The sequence below is a fragment of the Allobosea sp. GW821-FHT10B12 genome, assembly GCF_059415545.1.
The window spans coordinates 396,278-411,822 of sequence record NZ_JBWKNL010000003.1 but is presented as its reverse complement, the minus strand read 5'-3'; the positions used below and the strand labels follow the sequence as shown (position 1 = coordinate 411,822).

17 protein-coding genes are annotated in these 15,545 nt (G+C 66.9%); 8 read left to right on the top strand and 9 right to left on the bottom strand.

The features are described from left to right. Window positions 1-2 precede the first annotated feature (2 nt). The 7 genes from AC07O0_RS11915 to AC07O0_RS11885 all read left to right on the top strand — a co-directional run bounded on the left by AC07O0_RS11915 (window position 3) and on the right by AC07O0_RS11885 (window position 5,861). A complete protein-coding gene (locus tag AC07O0_RS11915) occupies window positions 3-878 on the top strand; it encodes an S-methyl-5'-thioadenosine phosphorylase (RefSeq protein WP_494623200.1) in 876 nt (291 codons plus the stop codon). Window positions 879-966: 88 nt separating this feature from the next. Continuing rightward, window positions 967-1,188, top strand: a complete 222-nt coding sequence (locus tag AC07O0_RS11910; RefSeq protein WP_494623198.1) for a hypothetical protein — start codon at window positions 967-969, stop codon at window positions 1,186-1,188. Between the two features lie 94 nt (window positions 1,189-1,282). Beyond that, window positions 1,283-1,828, top strand: a complete 546-nt coding sequence (locus AC07O0_RS11905) for an adenine phosphoribosyltransferase (RefSeq protein WP_494624181.1) — start codon at window positions 1,283-1,285, stop codon at window positions 1,826-1,828. Between the two features lie 4 nt (window positions 1,829-1,832). Next, window positions 1,833-2,942, top strand: a complete 1,110-nt coding sequence (mtnA, locus tag AC07O0_RS11900; protein WP_494623196.1) for an S-methyl-5-thioribose-1-phosphate isomerase — start codon at window positions 1,833-1,835, stop codon at window positions 2,940-2,942. Further along, on the top strand, window positions 2,939-3,583 hold the full coding sequence (locus AC07O0_RS11895; RefSeq protein ID WP_494623194.1) for a class II aldolase/adducin family protein: 645 nt from the start codon (window positions 2,939-2,941) through the stop codon (window positions 3,581-3,583). The genes mtnA and AC07O0_RS11895 overlap by 4 nt, the downstream gene beginning before the upstream one ends. 53 nt (window positions 3,584-3,636) lie before the next feature. After that, complete coding sequence (locus AC07O0_RS11890) at window positions 3,637-4,950, top strand: GGDEF domain-containing protein (RefSeq protein WP_494623192.1); 1,314 nt, start codon at window positions 3,637-3,639, stop codon at window positions 4,948-4,950. Window positions 4,951-4,997: 47 nt separating this feature from the next. Next, entirely contained in the window at window positions 4,998-5,861 is an 864-nt protein-coding gene (locus AC07O0_RS11885) for an NAD(P)H-binding protein (RefSeq protein ID WP_494623190.1), read from the top strand. A gap of 35 nt (window positions 5,862-5,896) precedes the next feature. On the opposite strand, the gene AC07O0_RS11880 is transcribed toward AC07O0_RS11885, so the two are convergent. Both AC07O0_RS11880 and ychF read right to left on the bottom strand, forming a co-directional pair. Continuing rightward, window positions 5,897-6,910, bottom strand: coding sequence for a MaoC family dehydratase (locus AC07O0_RS11880; protein ID WP_494623188.1), 1,014 nt, complete (start codon window positions 6,908-6,910; stop codon window positions 5,897-5,899). Window positions 6,911-7,040: 130 nt separating this feature from the next. Continuing rightward, window positions 7,041-8,138 carry a redox-regulated ATPase YchF gene (gene ychF / locus AC07O0_RS11875; RefSeq protein WP_494623186.1) on the bottom strand — a complete coding sequence of 366 codons (1,098 nt, stop codon included), beginning with the start codon at window positions 8,136-8,138 and terminating at the stop codon, window positions 7,041-7,043. A gap of 201 nt (window positions 8,139-8,339) precedes the next feature. Between ychF and AC07O0_RS11870 the strand changes: the two genes are divergently transcribed. Continuing rightward, window positions 8,340-8,939 (top strand): hypothetical protein, encoded by a 600-nt coding sequence (locus tag AC07O0_RS11870; RefSeq protein ID WP_494623184.1) that lies wholly within the window; start codon window positions 8,340-8,342, stop codon window positions 8,937-8,939. 9 nt (window positions 8,940-8,948) lie between these two features. On the opposite strand, the gene pth is transcribed toward AC07O0_RS11870, so the two are convergent. The 7 genes from pth to AC07O0_RS11835 form a co-directional block, all read right to left on the bottom strand. Beyond that, complete coding sequence (gene pth / locus AC07O0_RS11865) at window positions 8,949-9,563, bottom strand: aminoacyl-tRNA hydrolase (protein WP_494623182.1); 615 nt, start codon at window positions 9,561-9,563, stop codon at window positions 8,949-8,951. Window positions 9,564-9,647: 84 nt separating this feature from the next. Further along, window positions 9,648-10,265 carry a 50S ribosomal protein L25/general stress protein Ctc gene (locus AC07O0_RS11860; protein WP_494623180.1) on the bottom strand — a complete coding sequence of 206 codons (618 nt, stop codon included), beginning with the start codon at window positions 10,263-10,265 and terminating at the stop codon, window positions 9,648-9,650. A gap of 142 nt (window positions 10,266-10,407) precedes the next feature. Further along, window positions 10,408-12,264, bottom strand: a complete 1,857-nt coding sequence (locus tag AC07O0_RS11855) for a putative bifunctional diguanylate cyclase/phosphodiesterase (RefSeq protein ID WP_494623178.1) — start codon at window positions 12,262-12,264, stop codon at window positions 10,408-10,410. A 93-nt stretch (window positions 12,265-12,357) separates the two neighbouring features. Next, window positions 12,358-12,921 carry a VUT family protein gene (locus AC07O0_RS11850; protein WP_494623176.1) on the bottom strand — a complete coding sequence of 188 codons (564 nt, stop codon included), beginning with the start codon at window positions 12,919-12,921 and terminating at the stop codon, window positions 12,358-12,360. Continuing rightward, the gene (gene queC, locus AC07O0_RS11845) at window positions 12,911-13,654 is read right to left on the bottom strand and encodes a 7-cyano-7-deazaguanine synthase QueC (RefSeq protein WP_494623174.1); all 744 of its coding nucleotides are present in this window, start codon (window positions 13,652-13,654) and stop codon (window positions 12,911-12,913) included. Before queC ends, AC07O0_RS11850 begins: the two co-directional genes overlap by 11 nt. 14 nt (window positions 13,655-13,668) lie before the next feature. Then, window positions 13,669-14,613, bottom strand: a complete 945-nt coding sequence (locus AC07O0_RS11840; RefSeq protein WP_454024650.1) for a ribose-phosphate pyrophosphokinase — start codon at window positions 14,611-14,613, stop codon at window positions 13,669-13,671. A 206-nt stretch (window positions 14,614-14,819) separates the two neighbouring features. Then, window positions 14,820-15,362 (bottom strand): hypothetical protein, encoded by a 543-nt coding sequence (locus AC07O0_RS11835; protein ID WP_494623172.1) that lies wholly within the window; start codon window positions 15,360-15,362, stop codon window positions 14,820-14,822. Between the last annotated feature and the right edge of the window lie 183 nt (window positions 15,363-15,545).

Sequence of the window (15,545 nt, the reverse complement as noted above, 5' to 3'; positions counted from 1 at the left end):
ATATGGCTGAAGCGGTTCTGGGCATTATCGGCGGCTCGGGCATCTACGACCTGCCGGGTCTCACCGATCTGCGTGAGGAGCGGATCGAGAGCCCCTGGGGCGAGCCCTCCGACGTGCTCCGGACCGGGCGCATGGGAGAAACGAAGATCGTCTTCCTGCCGCGCCATGGTCGCGGCCATGCGATCCCGCCGTCCGAGATCAACTACCGCGCCAATATCGACGTGCTGAAGCGGGCAGGGGTGACCGATCTCGTCTCGCTCTCGGCCTGCGGCTCCTACAAGGCCGAGCTCTATCCCGGCCTGTTCGTGCTGGTCGATCAGTTCGTCGACCGCACCGCAGGGCGCGCCAGCTCCTTCTTCGGCAAGGGTTGCGTCGCCCACGTCTCGGTGGCGCATCCGGTCGGGCCGCAATTGCAGGAGCGAATCGCCGCGGCTGCGACGGCAGAGGACCTTCCTTTCGTTCGGGGTGGCACGCTCGTCACCATGGAAGGCCCGCAATTCTCGACGCTGGCGGAATCGCTGACCTATAAGGGCCTCGGCTACGACCTGATCGGCATGACGGCGATGCCGGAAGCCAAGCTCGCCCGCGAGGCCGAGATCACCTACGCGACCGTCGCCATGGTGACCGACTACGACTGCTGGCACGAGGAGCACGGGGCGGTCGACGTCGCCGCCGTCATCGCCGTGCTGCACGCCAATGCCGACAAGGCGCGCCAGCTGGTGGCGCGGCTCGCGGCCGATTTCCCGCGCGAGCGGGAACCTTGCCCGGCCGGTTCGCACAACGCCCTCGACTTCGCGATCGTCACGGCGCCGGAGCACCGTGATCCCAAGCTCATGGCCAAGCTCGATGCAGTGGCGGGGCGGGTGCTGAAGGCCTGATGGTTGCGAAGGAACGGACGCAGTCAGCCGACGTTCAGGCTCAGGGGCGGCATATGGCGCCTCTCAATGCCAACCACGGAGCTGCCCGATGCGACCGCTCGTCCTGGCTTTCATCGCCCTTTGCGCCGCCGGCCCGGCCTTTGCCGGCAACACCTCGTCGAATTCGAGCTCGAACTCGTCCAACGGCGTTCACACCCGCGTCGACACCATCATCCGCGACGATGATCGCGGCCGCCGACGTGTCTATGAGCGCCGGAGCTATCGCGACGAGCGCGAGTGGCGCGCGCAGCGCCGCTACTGGCGCGACTGACCTGCCGAGCAGGCGACGCTGCCCGGTCCGCAGCGCCGTTCCCGCCGGCTGCGCCATACGCTAAGAGGAGGCGCCCCAGCCGATGGACGATATGATGGACCGCAGTGCGCTCGCCGATCTGAAGAATGCGATCCGGACGATTCCCGATTATCCGGCGCCGGGAATTCAGTTCCGCGACATCACCACGCTGCTCGGCGATGCCCGCGCCTTCCGCCGCGCGGTCGACGAACTGGTACAGCCCTTCGCCGGCCTGAAGATCGCCAAGATCGCTGGCATCGAGGCGCGCGGCTTCATTCTCGGCGGCGCCGTGGCTCATCAGCTCTCGGCGGGCTTCGTGCCGGTGCGCAAGAAGGGCAAGCTGCCGCATGCGACGGTCGGCATGCCCTATTCGCTCGAATACGGGGCCGACGAGATCGAGGTGCACAAGGATGCGGTCTCGCGCGGCGAGCGGGTCCTTCTTGTCGACGACCTCGTCGCCACCGGCGGCACGGCGGAGGCGGCGGTGAAGCTGCTCTCCTCCCTCGGGGCCGAGGTAGTCGCCGCCTGCTTCATCATCGACCTGCCGGATCTCGGCGGAGCCGACAAGATCAGGCGGCTGGGCGTGCCGGTGCGCACGCTGGTCTCCTTCGCGGGGCATTGACACCATGAAGATCCACGGGCGCCATTACCGCACGATCTGGCTCGACGATGACGGCTGGGGTGTTGTTGTCATCGACCAGACAAGGCTGCCCTTCCATTTCGAGACGGTGAGGCTTGCGACTGCCGAGGAGGCGGCGCATGCGATCCGCCACATGACGGTGCGCGGCGCCCCACTGATCGGTGCGACCGCGGCCTATGGCATCGCTTTGGCGCTGCGGGTCGACGCCTGCGATATCGCTCTGGAACAGGCTCTGGCCTTGCTGGGCGCGACACGGCCGACGGCAGTGAACCTGCACTGGGCGCTGGCGAGGATGCGCAGGCGGCTGATCGATCTGCCCGAGGCCGAACGCGTCGCTGCGGCCTATGCCGAGGCGGCGGCGATCTGCGACGAGGATGTCGCGCTCTGCCGCGCCATCGGCGAGCATGGCCTCGGCGTGATCCGCGAGATCGCAGCGAAGAAGCCGGCGGGCGCGCCGGTCAACATCCTCACCCATTGCAATGCCGGCTGGCTCGCCACCGTCGACTGGGGCACGGCGCTGGCGCCGATCTACCTGGCGCATGACGCCGGCATCCCCGTCCATGTCTGGGTCGACGAGACGCGGCCGCGCAACCAGGGCGCAGCGCTGACAGCCTACGAACTTGGCAGCCATGGCGTGCCGCATGCCGTGATCGTCGACAATGCCGGCGGCCATCTGATGCAGCATGGTGAGGTCGACATGGTGATCGTCGGCACCGACCGGACGACCGCGACCGGCGATGTCGCCAACAAGATCGGCACCTATCTCAAGGCGCTGGCCGCCAGGGACAATGGCGTGCCGTTCTATGTGGCGCTGCCCTCGCCGACGATCGACTGGGCGCTTGCTGACGGGCTGAAGGACATTCCGATCGAAGAGCGCAGCCAGCGCGAGGTCACGCATCTGTTCGGCCAAAGTGAGGATGGACGCACCGGCTTCTTCCAGGTCGCGGCGCCCGGCAGTCCGGCCTGCAACCCGGCTTTCGATGTCACGCCGGCGCGGCTGGTCACCGGGTTGATCACCGAGCGCGGCATCGCGCCGGCAAGCCTCGAGGGGTTGGCGAGGCTGTTTCCTGAAATGTCGAGCGGTATGGCGGCATGAGCGAATTGACACTGCGCGGCGAGATCGTCGCGGTCGCGCAGGCGATCGACAAGGCCGGCTTCTGTCCGTCAAAATCGGGCAATGTCTCGGCCCGCTTCCGCGACGGGCTGCTGATCACGCCTTCCGGGTTGCCCTATGCACAGACCAAGGCAGAGGACCTGATCTATGTCGCCCTCGACGGAACGGTTCTGAGCGGTAGCCGCAAACCCTCGTCCGAATGGCCGTTCCATGTCGAGATCTACAAGGCACGGCCCGATGCCCAGGCGATCGTCCACACGCATTCGCCGCGCGCCACGGCGCTGTCCTGCGCCCGGCAGGGCATCCCGGCCTTCCACTACATGATCGCGCTCTGCGGCGGCGCCGATGTGCGCTGCGCTGAGTATGCCACCTTCGGCTCGCCGGAGCTGGCGGCGAATGCGGTCAGGGCGCTGGAGGGCCGCAAGGCGGTGCTGCTCGCCAATCACGGCGTGATCGCGCTCGGTGGGAGCCTGGCCGGGGCGCATACCATCGTCGCCGAGGTCGAGAATCTGGCCGGGCAATATCTCGACCTGCTAGCCTCAGGTCTCGAGCCGGTCATCCTCGATGCGGCCGAGATGGAGCGTGTATCGGCCAAGTTCGCGGGTTACGGAAAGGTAGGCTGATCTTAAAGGCTCATCTCACCGGTTGTTAACGGCTCTCGGTTATTGACGGCGGGATGAAGCTCTCGCGCTATCTGCTCGACTCGCTTGACGCCCTTGGTATCGGCGTTTGCGAATACGATGAGCAGATGCGGGCACTGTGCTGGAACAGGACTTTCCTGCAGCTCTTCCCCGAGGACGACGGCGAGATCTATGTCGGCGAGCCTTACGCCGACAATCTGGTGCGCTTCTATCGGCTCCGCCTCACGCCCGAGGAAATGCCGGACATTGCGCGACACGTCGCCGAAGGCGTGGCACGCCATGAGAACCAGACCCAGCCCTTCGAGTTCATCCATAACGGGCGCAAGCTGCGCGCTTCGTCGCTGCGGGCGCCGGATGGCGGCCGCGTACGCCTCTGGCAGCCGCTCGATGTAGAGAGCCGCACCGAGGCGGCGCCCGAGCTGGTCTTGCCGGTCATGGATGCGCTTCCCTTCATTCCGGACGGCGCCACGATCCTCGATGCGAAGGAACGGGTGATCGCCGCCAACAATGCCTTTCGGCGGCTTTACGATCTGCCCAGCGGAACGCCGGTCGTCGGCCGGACTCTGGACGAGATCATCGCCTGGTGCTGGCGCGACGCTGTGCCGGTCGGCGCCTGGCGGGCGGCGATCAGCAACGGGCTGCGCTATGACGGCGTGCCTTTCGAGATCGAATTGCCGGGCCAGCGTTGGCTCCGGCTGATCGCGCGGCACAGCACCGGCGGGCTCAGTTTCTTCACGCATGCCGACATCACCATCGCCAAGCGCCAGCAGATGGAACTGCTCGAAGCGCAAGAGGCGCTGCGCCGGGCCAATGCCGCACTGGCGGAGCTGGCGGAAACCGATGGACTGACCGGCCTCGCCAATCGCCGCCGCTTCGTCACCCGTCTCGCCGATGCCGCCGCCCGGCCGGAGCCGCTGGCGCTGATGATGATCGACGTCGACCACTTCAAGACGATCAACGATCGCTTTGGCCATCTCGTCGGAGACGCCTGCCTGAAAGCGATCGCCGAGGTCATCGCCGCCCAAATCACGTCCGCGTCGGCGCTGGTGGCCCGGATCGGCGGCGAGGAGTTCGGTGTCCTGCTCGGCGATACGTCGATCGAGGCAGCCGAGGAAGCTGCGACGACCATCCGCCGGGCCTTGCGGCGCGTGCCATGGCGCCTGCTTCATGACGAGCTGACGGGCGTGACCGTCTCGATCGGCCTGTGCGCGGGGAAGGGGCCGCTGGACGGCACCGGCCTTCATGCCAGCGCCGACAATGCGCTCTATGCCGCCAAGCGCAATGGCCGCGACCGCATCGAGCTGGCGAACCCGCCGGCGGCGGCGGTTTTCCGGCGCATTGCCGGATAGGGCGGCGCAATCCAAGCTGCGCGATCCATGGGATCCTGGAGCCGCATATGATCCTGGTCACGGGAGCCACCGGCCATGTGGGCGGCGCGGTCGTCGGCAGGCTCGTGTCGCTCGGCCACGATGTGGTCGCGATGGTCCGGGACCGCCGAACCGCAGTGGAGCGCCTGCCGCCTGAAGTCGCACTGCGCGTTGCCGATTACGAAGATGCCTCAGCCCTGAGACGCGCCTTCGCGGATATCGATGAGGTCGTCCTCATATCGAGCGACGGTGACGCGAAGGCGGTGATGCGCCATCACGCCAACGCCATCGAGGCGGCTGCCGCGGCGGGCGCGAGGCATATCGTTTTCACCAGCATCGTCGATGTCGAGGATCAGTCGCCGTTCTACTTCGCGCCTGTCTATCGCGACGCGGAGCGCCGCCTTGCGGCTTGCGGCGTGCCCACGACCATCCTCCGATGCGGCCTGTATTGCGAATTCATTCTCGACCACTGGCTTTCCTCCAGCTTGTCCTCGGGAGAGCTGGCGCTGCCCGCAGGCGACGGCCGGGTCGCGCCAATCTCACGAGATGACGTGGCGGCGGCTGTGGCGGCAGTTGCGGCCACCCCCGACAAGACCGCCAACGTCCATGCGCTCACGGGACATCTGGCGCTGGACTTCGGCGAGATGACCGCCGCCTATGACGAAACGGTCGCCAGCCAGGTCAGCTATCGTCCCTGCGCCGTTGACGAATACCGGACCTTGGCATCGGCGCAGCTCGACGATCCCTGGCCTTCTGCCTTCTCCAGCTTGTGCGCGTCGATCGCCGAGGGCCGCTACAGCAGGGTCTCCGACGACTTTTCCGTCCTTACGGGCCGCGCCCCGGAGAGCTTCCGTGATTTCCTCCATCGCGCGGCATCTGCCGCGAAGGCCTGATTTGCCGGGGCCGCTGCGGCAGCCGCGCGCCGCGCTCAGCCCGGCTTGCGCTCGATGAAGACGCAGCCGTCGAAGCTGAAGACCGTCTCGCCCTTCTGATTGACGCCGGTGTTGTGGTGGAAGAACAGGCCCCAGTCCGGCCGCGACAGGCTCGGGCGCTTGTCGGCGACAGCCGAGTGATAAGTGATGCGGTCGCCGGCATAGACCGGTTTCAGCCAGCGCAGGTTCTTGAAGCCTGGCGAGGGGCCGAGCCGCGGGGCTGCACTCGGGGCGAGCACGGCCTCCTGGCGTCGGCGGTGGCTGACCATCGCCGCCATCCAGCCCGCCGCCGTATGCCAGCCCGAGGCGCAGAGGCTGCCGAAGGAGCTCTTGCGGGCCGCGTCCTCGTCCATGTGGAAGGGCTGCGGGTCGAAGGAGCGGGCAAAGGCGACGATCTCCTGCGGTGTGAAGACCAGGCTGCCGAGCTCATAGCTCTCACCGACCACGAGCTCGTCGAAATAGCCGGGGGCAGCTGTCGGCTTGGCCGGCGGCTCGATGCTGACGGTCGCCTGCGGCGGCACGTAGCTCGCAGAATGCTTCAGCCAGTCGCCGCGCGCTGCCTCGAAGCCGGAGCCGCGGCGGCCGAACATCACCCAGTTGTTCTGCTCGACCACCGGCTCGTCGCGCTGGTTGATGAGCTCGAAGCGGAACTTCACCAGGCCCATCTCGGGCCGGGAGCGCGACTCCTTGGTCTCGGCGACCGTCCAGCGCAGCTTCAGCACATCGCCGGGCTTCACCGGCCGCAGCCATTTCACCTCCTCGACGCCGGGCGAGCCCATCGACGTGGCGTCGAGGAGAAAGGCCTCTGCGACCAGCCGCATCAGCAGCGAGCAGCTGTGCCAGCCGGAGCCGATCAGCGAGCCGACGAAGCTCGCCTTGGCCTTTTCGGGGTCGATGTGGAAATCCTGCGCGTCGAAACGGCTTGCATAGGCGATGATCTCACCCTGCGAGACGGGAAGCGCGCCGTATTCATTGACCGAACCGGCGACGAAATCCTCGAAGTAGAGCATCGCTAGTCCATCTCGTTGATCAGGCGCGTATCCTGCGCGGGGGACCGCCGGCAATCGAGTGGAAAACGCGCAAACTCCGAATGCTTACCCGGCATGGCGCCAGAGCGGCATTCGCTCCGGCGGCGCAGGCTCAGTTGGCGAAGCGGAAGTGCAGCACGTCGCCATCGGCGACGACATATTCCTTGCCCTCGAGCCGGAACTTGCCGGCCTCGCGCGCGCCGCTCTCGCCCTTGTTGGCGACGTAGTCGTCATAGGCGATGGTCTCGGCGCGGATGTAGCCCTTCTCGAAATCGGTATGGATCACGCCGGCGGCGGCAGGCCCCTTGGTGCCCTTCTCGATCGTCCAGGCGCGGGCTTCCTTCGGGCCGACCGTGAAATAGGTGACGAGGTTGAGCAGGGCGTAGCCGGCGCGGATCACCCGGTTCAGGCCGGGCTCGTCGAGGCCCACGGCTTCGAGATAGTCCTTCTGGTCGGCGGCCGGCAGCACCGCGATCTCGCTCTCGATCTTGGCGGAGACGACGACTGCGACCGCGCCTTCTTCGGCAGCGCGCGCCTTGACCTGCTCGGAGAAGCCGTTGCCCTTGTCGGCGCTGGCTTCCTCGACATTGCAGACATAGAGCACGGGCTTGGAGGAGAGCAGGCCGAGCATCTCGAAGGCCTTGCGCTCTTCGGCGGCGACCTGGACCAGGCGGGCCGGCTTGCCCTCGCGCAGCAGCACGAGGCAGCGGTTCATCAGGTCGGCGGCTTCCTTGGCCTCCTTGTCGCCGGACTTGGCCTTCTTCTCCAGCGGCAGGACGCGCTTCTCGAGGCTTTCGAGGTCGGCGAGCATCAATTCGGTCTCGATCGTCTCGATATCGGCGATCGGGGCGATCTTGCCCTCGACATGGGTGATGTCGCTGTCCTCGAAGCAGCGCACGACATGGGCGATGGCGTCGCATTCGCGGATATTGGCGAGGAACTGGTTGCCCAGGCCCTCACCCTTGGAGGCGCCGCGCACCAGGCCGGCGATGTCGACGAAGGTCAGCCGGGTCGGGATGATCTCCTTCGAGCCAGCGATCGCTGCGAGCGCCTCAAGCCGCTCGTCGGGGACTGCGACGTCGCCGACATTCGGCTCGATCGTGCAGAACGGGTAGTTGGCCGCCTGCGCCGCCGCGGTCTGCGTCAGCGCGTTGAACAGGGTCGACTTGCCGACATTCGGCAGGCCGACGATACCGCATTTGAAGCCCATGCTTGCTCGTCCAGTGCATCGCGGGCCGATTGCGGCTGCCGCGGAAGGGTATCTCGGTTCTCCCGGGCCTTATTGGGTGCGGAGCAGCAAAAGACAAGATGGCGGGCGAGAGCGCACATCACGCGAACGTGCATGGCGGCGCGGATGCCGAGCGCGCACGGGTGATGCGCGACAGAAACGACCGGTTATCGGAGCTGCTCCATGCGCCTTGCCTCATTCGCCCTGATCGGCTGCGTCATGGTTTTCGCGGCCGGTGCACAGGGGCAGGCACTCCAGACTCGCGTGCGCGGCACGGTCGAGCGTCTCGAAGGCCAGTCGCTGACGGTCAAGACGCCGGAGGGCACGACGACGGTCGCGCTTGCGCCCAATTATTCGATCGGCGCCGTGGTCAAGGCTTCGATGGCCGATATCAGGAAGGGCAGTTTCATCGGCGTCGGCGCCCGCCTGCAGGCCGGAGGCGGATTGACGGCCGTACAGGTCTTCATCTTCCCCGAGGCGATGCGCGGCACGGGCGAGGGCCACAGGCCCTGGGCCGTCCTGCCGGATTCGACGATGACGAATGCGACGGTGGCCGAGACGGTCTCGCGCGTCGACGGCAGCAGCGTCACGCTGACCTATCCGGGCGGCGAGCAGACGATCGCGATCACGCCCGAGGCCAACATCATCATGGCTGCGCCGGCGCAGGCGGCCGATCTCGCTGCCGGAGCACAGGTGGCGCTGACCGCCAGCCGGCAGGCGGATGGCAGCCTGTCGAGCGCCCGGGTGACGATCGCCAAGGCGGGTGCCCAGCTCCCGCTCTGAGAGCCAGCGCTAATCCGTCGCCTTCTCGCCGAGGCGCTTCACGGCGCCATGGCCGCGCGCCTCCATGAACAGGTGGATCTTGTTCTGGAACCCGGCGTCGTCATGGCCGGCGAGCAGCGCAGCGTTGTCGGCGCAGGCGGTGCAGAGATCCTCGACCCAGGGTTCCTCGGCCTTGCCGAAATCGCTGAGCACATAGGGATGGACCAGCGCCTTGTCGCCGGGATGGCCGATGCCCATCCGCACCCGGCGATAGTCGTTGCCGATCGCAGCGGTGGTCGAGCGCAGGCCGTTATGGCCGGCATTGCCGCCGCCGAGCTTCACGCGCAGCTTGGCGGGGGGCAGATCGAGCTCGTCATGGAAGACGACGACGTCGGCCGGGGCGACCTTGAAGAAGCGCGCGGCTTCGCCGATCGCGCGGCCGGACTCGTTCATATAGGTCTGCGGCATCAGCAGCAGCACTTTCTCGCCGCCGATCGTCGCTTCGCAGGCATAAGCCTGGAAACGGGCGCGCCAGGGCGCGGCGCGGGCTGCGCGAGCGATCGCCTCGACCGCCATGAAGCCGATATTATGACGGTTGCGGGCATAGCGTTGGCCCGGATTGCCGAGGCCGGCGAAGATCAGCATCGTTCGGTTCCGCACCGGTTGTCATAGCAAAACGGCCGGGCATGCCCGGCCGTCTGTAAGCGTAGTCCCGAAGGAGCGCCAGCCTCAGGCCTTGGCAGCTTCCGCTTCGCCCTCGGCGGCGGCAGGCTCTTCAGCCTCGACCGTCGGCGGGATGATCGTGACCAGGGTCTTGTCCTTGGTCGAGGTCAGGCTGACGCCGGCCGGCAGCTTGAGCGCGTCAATGTGCAGGGTATCGCCAACCTCGAGGCCGGCGACCGAGACTTCGATGAACTCAGGGATGCTCTCGGGAGCGACTTCGATCTCGAGCGAGTGCTCGACGATCTGCAGGGCGCCGCCGCTCTTCAGGCCCGGCGACTGCTCCTGGCCGACGACATGCAGCGGAACCTCGACCTTGATGGTCTGGCCGGCAGCAATGCGCAGGAAGTCGACGTGGATCGGGAAATCCTTGACCGGGTCGAGCTGGTAGTCGCGCGGAATGGCGCGCGTCTTCTTGCCGTCGACGTCGATCTCGAACAGCGTGGTCAGGAAGTGACCAGCATAGATCATCTGGCGGGTCTTGTTGGCATCGAGCGCGATGGCGACAGGCGCTTCGCCCGCACCATAGATCACGGCGGGAGTGAGGCCCTGGCGACGAACTTCCCGGGCGGCCCCCTTGCCGACCTGGGCGCGCGCCGAAGCCTGAATCTGCTTCACGGCGGTCATGTGTCTGATCCTTAGTTCTTTAAAAGACATGGCCGCCAGCGGGCGGCCATTGCGGTTCGCGTCCCTGCCTCCAAGGGTGTCAGTGGGACGCGAGCAGGCTCATAGGCGAAATTGCCGGCAATCTCAAGTCCGCGGCTGGATATCAGGCAGCCGTGGCGGCAGGGCGTGGCCGCGAGCCGGATGCCGGCCGGCTGAAGCTGCCGACGAAGACGGGGACCGCTTCGGCCGGCATCGGCCGGGAATAGAGATAGCCTTGGCCAAGCCGGCAGCCCATCCCGGCCAGGCGCCGCGCCTGGCCTTCGCTCTCGATACCCTCGGCCACGATCCGCATGCCGAGCCGACTGGCGACGCCGATGAGCGCTTCGACGATGGCGCCGCTCCGCGTTCCGCCCTCGATGCCACCGACGAAGGAACGGTCAATCTTGATCGCGTCGACGGGGAAATCGAGCAAATGGGTGAGCGAGGCGAAGCCGGTGCCGAAATCGTCGAGCGCGACCTGGATGCCGCGCTCGCGCAGGGCTTGCATGGTCCGGGCGACACCATCGCGACGTCCGCCCATGATCACCTGCTCGGTGATCTCGACGACGAGGTGCTCGAGCGGCACCTGCGCACGCTCGAAGGCCCTGACGATGCGCTGGACGAGATCGCCCTTCTGGAAATCGGCGGAGGTGACGTTGAGACCGATATGGTGGATCGGCAGGCCTTCGCGCAGCCACCGCGCCATGTCGGTAGCGATCGCCGCCAGCATCTGGTTCGAGATGCGATAGGCGAGCTTGGGATCGTGCAGAGCATCCTGGAACTCGCCGGCCGCCACGACGCGACCATCGTCGAGACGCAACCGCGCCAACGCCTCCATGCCCCGGATCTCGCCGGTGTCGAGCCGGATGACCGGTTGATAATAGGGCACCAGATGGCCGGCGCTCAAAGCGTCGTCGACGGCGCGGATCGTCTGGATGCGGCGGGTCATCGACGTCCGCAGGCCGCCTTTGAAGCGGACGTAACCGCCGCGCCGCGTTTCCTTGGCGTGATAGAGGGCGAAATCGGCATTCTGGCGCAGGGTGACGCTGTCGGCGCCGTCTTCGCCGGCGATGGCCCCGCCGATCGTGACGCTGGGGACGATGGTCGTGCCCTCGCAGTCGATCGGCACCTGCATCGCGGCGAGGATGGCGCTGGCGGCGCCGCGCAATTGCCCGGCCTTGTCGCAACCGGGCAGCAGGATGGCGAATTCGTCGCCGCCGATCCTGAAGGCGGTTCCGTGCGGCGCCACCCCGGCCAGCCGCGAGCCGATGGCCTCGATCAGCAAGTCGCCGACGGCGTGGCCCATGGTGTCGTTGACCGCCTTGAGGTGATCGATGTCGATCAGCATCAGTCCGAAACCGGACCGGGATCGGCTGGTCGTCTGGGCGATCGCCTCATTGAAGCGGGCCCGGTTCGGCAGACCGGTCAGCGTATCGAAATAAGCGAGGCGGTGGTTGCGGGCGCTCACCTCCTCATGCTCGATCGCGATGGCGCACAGATGGACGCAGGTCTCGACGATCCGGCGCTCAAACGGCGTGGCGCCGCGTGGTTCGCGGTAATAGAAGGCGAAACTGCCGACGACGCGCCCGTCGCGCGCCGCGATCGGGCTCGACCAGCAGGCGCGCAGGCCGAGCGGCAGCACGAGCTCGCGGTAACCTTCCCAATGCGGATCGGTCGCGATGTCGGTCACCTCGATCGGGCTTTTGCGATAGATCGCCGTGCCGCAGGAGCCGACGCGCGGGCCGATCGGCGTCCCGTTGACGGCCTCGCCATAGCTGGGCGGCAAGCTCGGCGCCGCGATCGGACGCAACCGGAAATCGTCGTCGATGGCGACGACCGAACAGATCACGCCGGGGGCGAGAGCTTCGACCCGTTCGCAAAGCGCAGTCATGATCGCTGCGAGTTCCTCGCCCCGCGCGATCGATTCCAGGGTTGCGTTTTGCAGGGATTGCAGACGCTCGACGGAATCGTGACGGCGCATTGGGGCACTCGGCGGGACGAAGGCAGCCAATATGCCGCAGGGGCGTGAAACCGCCGTTTCCCGCTTAGGTCGAATTGTTGGTTTTAACCCTCTTCAGGCGGGAGCAAGTCCGAGCCGTTCGTCGCGCCGGCGCAGCAGATGCATCAATGGCAGCGCCAGCAGCACCATCCAGGCCTTGCCGATGATCTGTCCGGTCAGGAAGTCGAGGCTGCCGAAGGCGAGCCAGAGGAAGACGAAGCTGTCGACGACGAGGCCGAGCACGCTCGAGGCGGCGACGGCGGCGACGAAATTGCGCTTCTGCAGCGGGGTATAGACCGCGAAATCTGCCAGCTCGGAGAGCAGGAAGGCCGTGGTCGAGGCCAGCACGATGGCCGGTGGCGCCAGCATCGCGGAGATCAGCGTGCCGATCGCAATCGCGCCGAGGCCCGCGAGCGGGCCAAGCCGGCGCTGGACGATGTCGCGCAGGACGAGCGCCAGCCCGACCATCAGCACGCCGCTCGGCGCCTTGATGCCTGGCGCGACCGGGACGAGGCAGGGGCCGTTCGGCACGCAGGCCGTGCCGGCATTGCCGATCAGCCAATTGGCGAGCGGGATCGTCAAGGTGAAGAGGGCGAGGGCGATGAGCCCCTCGATCTGGCGCTGCCGATCAATCGTCATGGTTTGGTCCGTTGTCGTCCGGCCCGGCCTCATAGGCCGCAAAGCCCCTGGCCCGCAAGTCGCAGGCCGGGCAATGGCCGCAGCCATAGCCCCAAGGATGCCGCTTCGTGCGATCGCCGAGATAGCAGCTATGGCTCTCCTCGACCACCAGGTCGAGCAGGGCGTCGCCGCCCAGTTGCTTCGCTAGGGCGAAGGTTTGCGCCTTGTCGCGCCACATCAGTGGCGTGTGCAGCACGAGCCGACGATCGAGGCCGAGGCCGAGCGCGACCTGCATCGCCTTGATCGTGTCGTCGCGGCAGTCGGGATAGCCGGAATAGTCGGTCTCGCAGACGCCGAGCACGATGTGCTTGCAGTCGCGGCGATAGGCCAATGCTGCGGCGAAGGTCAGGAAGATCAGGTTGCGGCCGGGAACGAAGGTCGTCGGCAGGCCGGTCTCGGCGAAGGCGATCTCGCTCTCGCTGGTGAGCGCGGTATCCGAGATCGCGCCAAGCGTCTTGAGATCGAGAAAGTGATCCGGCCCGAGCCCTTTTGCGTAGATCGGCGACAGATCGGGCAGCTTGGCTCGGATTGTCTCGCGGCACTCCAGCTCAACGCGATGGCGCTGGCCGTAGTCGAAGCCGACCGTCTCGACGGCGGCGAAGCGCTCCAGCGCCCAAGCCAAAGCGACGGTGGAATCCTGGCCGCCGGAGAAGAGGACGAGGGCCCGGTCCGCGCCGGCCGTCATGGCCGCCATCGCGCTGCTCTCCGTCAATCGAACAGGCTGGAGACGCTCGACTCGCTGGCAGTGCGTTCGATCGCCTCGCCCATCAGCCCGGCGATCGAGATGACGCGGATGTTGCGCGCCACCTTCACCGCCTCTGTCGGCATGATCGAATCGGTGATCACCAGCTCCTTGAGCTTGGAGGAGGCGATGCGGGCGACCGCCCCGCCGGAGAGCACGCCATGGGTGATATAGGCGTAGACCTCCTTGGCGCCCTGCTCGAGCAGGGCCTCGGCGGCGTTCACCAGCGTGCCGCCGGAATCGACGATGTCGTCGAGGAGGATGCAGGAGCGGCCCTCGACCGTGCCGATGATGTTCATCACCTCGGACTCGCCGGGCCGATCACGGCGCTTGTCGACGATGGCAAGCTGGGCGTCGATCCGCTTGGCCAAAGCGCGGGCGCGCACCACGCCGCCGACGTCGGGCGAGACGACCATGGCGTTCTTCCAGTCGAGCCTGTCCTTGATGTCACGCGCCATCAGCGGGGCGCCGAACAGGTTGTCGGTCGGAATGTCGAAGAAGCCCTGGATCTGGCCGGCGTGCAGGTCGAGCGTCAGCACGCGGTCGACGCCGGCATGGGCGATCAGGTTGGCGACGAGCTTGGCCGAGATCGGCGTGCGGCCGGAGGCGCGCCGATCCTGCCTGGCATAGCCGAAATAGGGGATCACTGCCGTGATGCGCCTTGCCGAGGAGCGGCGCAGCGCGTCGGTGATGATCAGGAGCTCCATCAAGTGGTCGTTCGTCGGGAACGAGGTCGACTGGATGACGAAGACGTCCTGGCCGCGGACATTCTCCTGGATCTCGACGAAGATCTCCATGTCGGCGAAGCGCCGGACCTGGGCCCGGGCCAGCGGTACGTCGAGATGGCTACAGATGGCTTCGGCGAGGGGACGGTTCGAATTGCCGGCGACGACTTTGAAGGAAGAGGGCATGCCGGGGCGCACCAGAAACGCAGAAAAAGGCGAACCGTCCGAGCGGGGGCGGCCCAGTTTCGAAGGGCTCATAACAGCGTGATGACGCCGAGTCGACAAAAGAGGCGCGGCGTCCCCATGCAAATGCTGCACTGCACCGGGGAGTGCTGCACGTTTGCCGGGAAACCGAAGGACGCTCTAGCTAGAACCGCGCGGGCGAGGCGATCTCAGCGCTTCTTGTCGGACACCGCCTGGGCGGTGCGGGTCTTGTCCTTGGCGTCGGCCTTGGGTTCCGGCACCGGCGCCGTGGTCAGGAAGCTCGCGATCGCATCGGCCGATTCGGATGCGGCCTTGGCGACGATGGTCTGGTCGATGCCGGCCCAGGGGTCGGAGCCGCCGCCGCGCTTGCCAAGGCTCTCACCCTGGACGCGCTGGGCGCGCTTCTTGCTCTCGTCATAGACGTCCCAGACGAAGGCGAGGGCGGTCTGGCCGTCTTCGGTCGGCTGCGCGGTGAGATAGCCGCGCACCCGGAATCGGGCCGGCTTGTCGCCGGGGACGATTTCCATCTTGCGTTCGGCGGCGGCCTCGCCGAGCAGGCCGGCGAAATGCGCCGTCACCTGGTCCGGCGCGCCGGAAATGCTCTGGACCGAGACCGGAACGCCCGGCGCATCGACGCGCGGCCGCGCGGCGGTGGTGGTGGTTTCCTGGCAGCCTGCGAGCGCAAGCGCAGCGAGCGGCCCCAGAACGAGGCCGTTAAAACGTACCGACATGACGCCTCCCGCCCATTGTTTGGGCTCGGATTGCTGGTCTTCCCTGCGGCGACCGTTTTAGGCGCAACCATCATGAAGGTCCAGATAGGGCACGGGAGAGGCGAAACGAGGCGGCTGCGCCGCGGCGATTGCGCTGAGGACGCTCCTTCGCCATATCTCCCGGCAAGGCGCATGGGGCGCCCG

Excerpts from the sequence above, each read along its gene's own strand:
- AC07O0_RS11895 (WP_494623194.1), top strand. The coding sequence starts at position 2,939 with ATGAGCGAATTGACACTGCGCGGCGAGATCGTCGCGGTCGCGCAGGCG.
- pth (WP_494623182.1), bottom strand. The coding sequence starts at position 9,563 with ATGCTGATCTTCGCCGGCCTCGGCAATCCGGGCCAACGCTATGCCCGC.
- AC07O0_RS11910 (WP_494623198.1), top strand. The coding sequence starts at position 967 with ATGCGACCGCTCGTCCTGGCTTTCATCGCCCTTTGCGCCGCCGGCCCG.
- queC (WP_494623174.1), bottom strand. The coding sequence starts at position 13,654 with ATGGCGGCCATGACGGCCGGCGCGGACCGGGCCCTCGTCCTCTTCTCC.
- AC07O0_RS11905 (WP_494624181.1), top strand. The coding sequence starts at position 1,283 with ATGGACCGCAGTGCGCTCGCCGATCTGAAGAATGCGATCCGGACGATT.
- AC07O0_RS11860 (WP_494623180.1), bottom strand. The coding sequence starts at position 10,265 with ATGACCGCCGTGAAGCAGATTCAGGCTTCGGCGCGCGCCCAGGTCGGC.
- AC07O0_RS11885 (WP_494623190.1), top strand. The coding sequence starts at position 4,998 with ATGATCCTGGTCACGGGAGCCACCGGCCATGTGGGCGGCGCGGTCGTC.
- AC07O0_RS11870 (WP_494623184.1), top strand. The coding sequence starts at position 8,340 with ATGCGCCTTGCCTCATTCGCCCTGATCGGCTGCGTCATGGTTTTCGCG.
- ychF (WP_494623186.1), bottom strand. The coding sequence starts at position 8,138 with ATGGGCTTCAAATGCGGTATCGTCGGCCTGCCGAATGTCGGCAAGTCG.
- AC07O0_RS11915 (WP_494623200.1), top strand. The coding sequence starts at position 3 with ATGGCTGAAGCGGTTCTGGGCATTATCGGCGGCTCGGGCATCTACGAC.
- AC07O0_RS11855 (WP_494623178.1), bottom strand. The coding sequence starts at position 12,264 with ATGCGCCGTCACGATTCCGTCGAGCGTCTGCAATCCCTGCAAAACGCA.
- AC07O0_RS11890 (WP_494623192.1), top strand. The coding sequence starts at position 3,637 with ATGAAGCTCTCGCGCTATCTGCTCGACTCGCTTGACGCCCTTGGTATC.
- AC07O0_RS11880 (WP_494623188.1), bottom strand. The coding sequence starts at position 6,910 with ATGCTCTACTTCGAGGATTTCGTCGCCGGTTCGGTCAATGAATACGGC.
- mtnA (WP_494623196.1), top strand. The coding sequence starts at position 1,833 with ATGAAGATCCACGGGCGCCATTACCGCACGATCTGGCTCGACGATGAC.
- AC07O0_RS11835 (WP_494623172.1), bottom strand. The coding sequence starts at position 15,362 with ATGTCGGTACGTTTTAACGGCCTCGTTCTGGGGCCGCTCGCTGCGCTT.
- AC07O0_RS11840 (WP_454024650.1), bottom strand. The coding sequence starts at position 14,613 with ATGCCCTCTTCCTTCAAAGTCGTCGCCGGCAATTCGAACCGTCCCCTC.
- AC07O0_RS11850 (WP_494623176.1), bottom strand. The coding sequence starts at position 12,921 with ATGACGATTGATCGGCAGCGCCAGATCGAGGGGCTCATCGCCCTCGCC.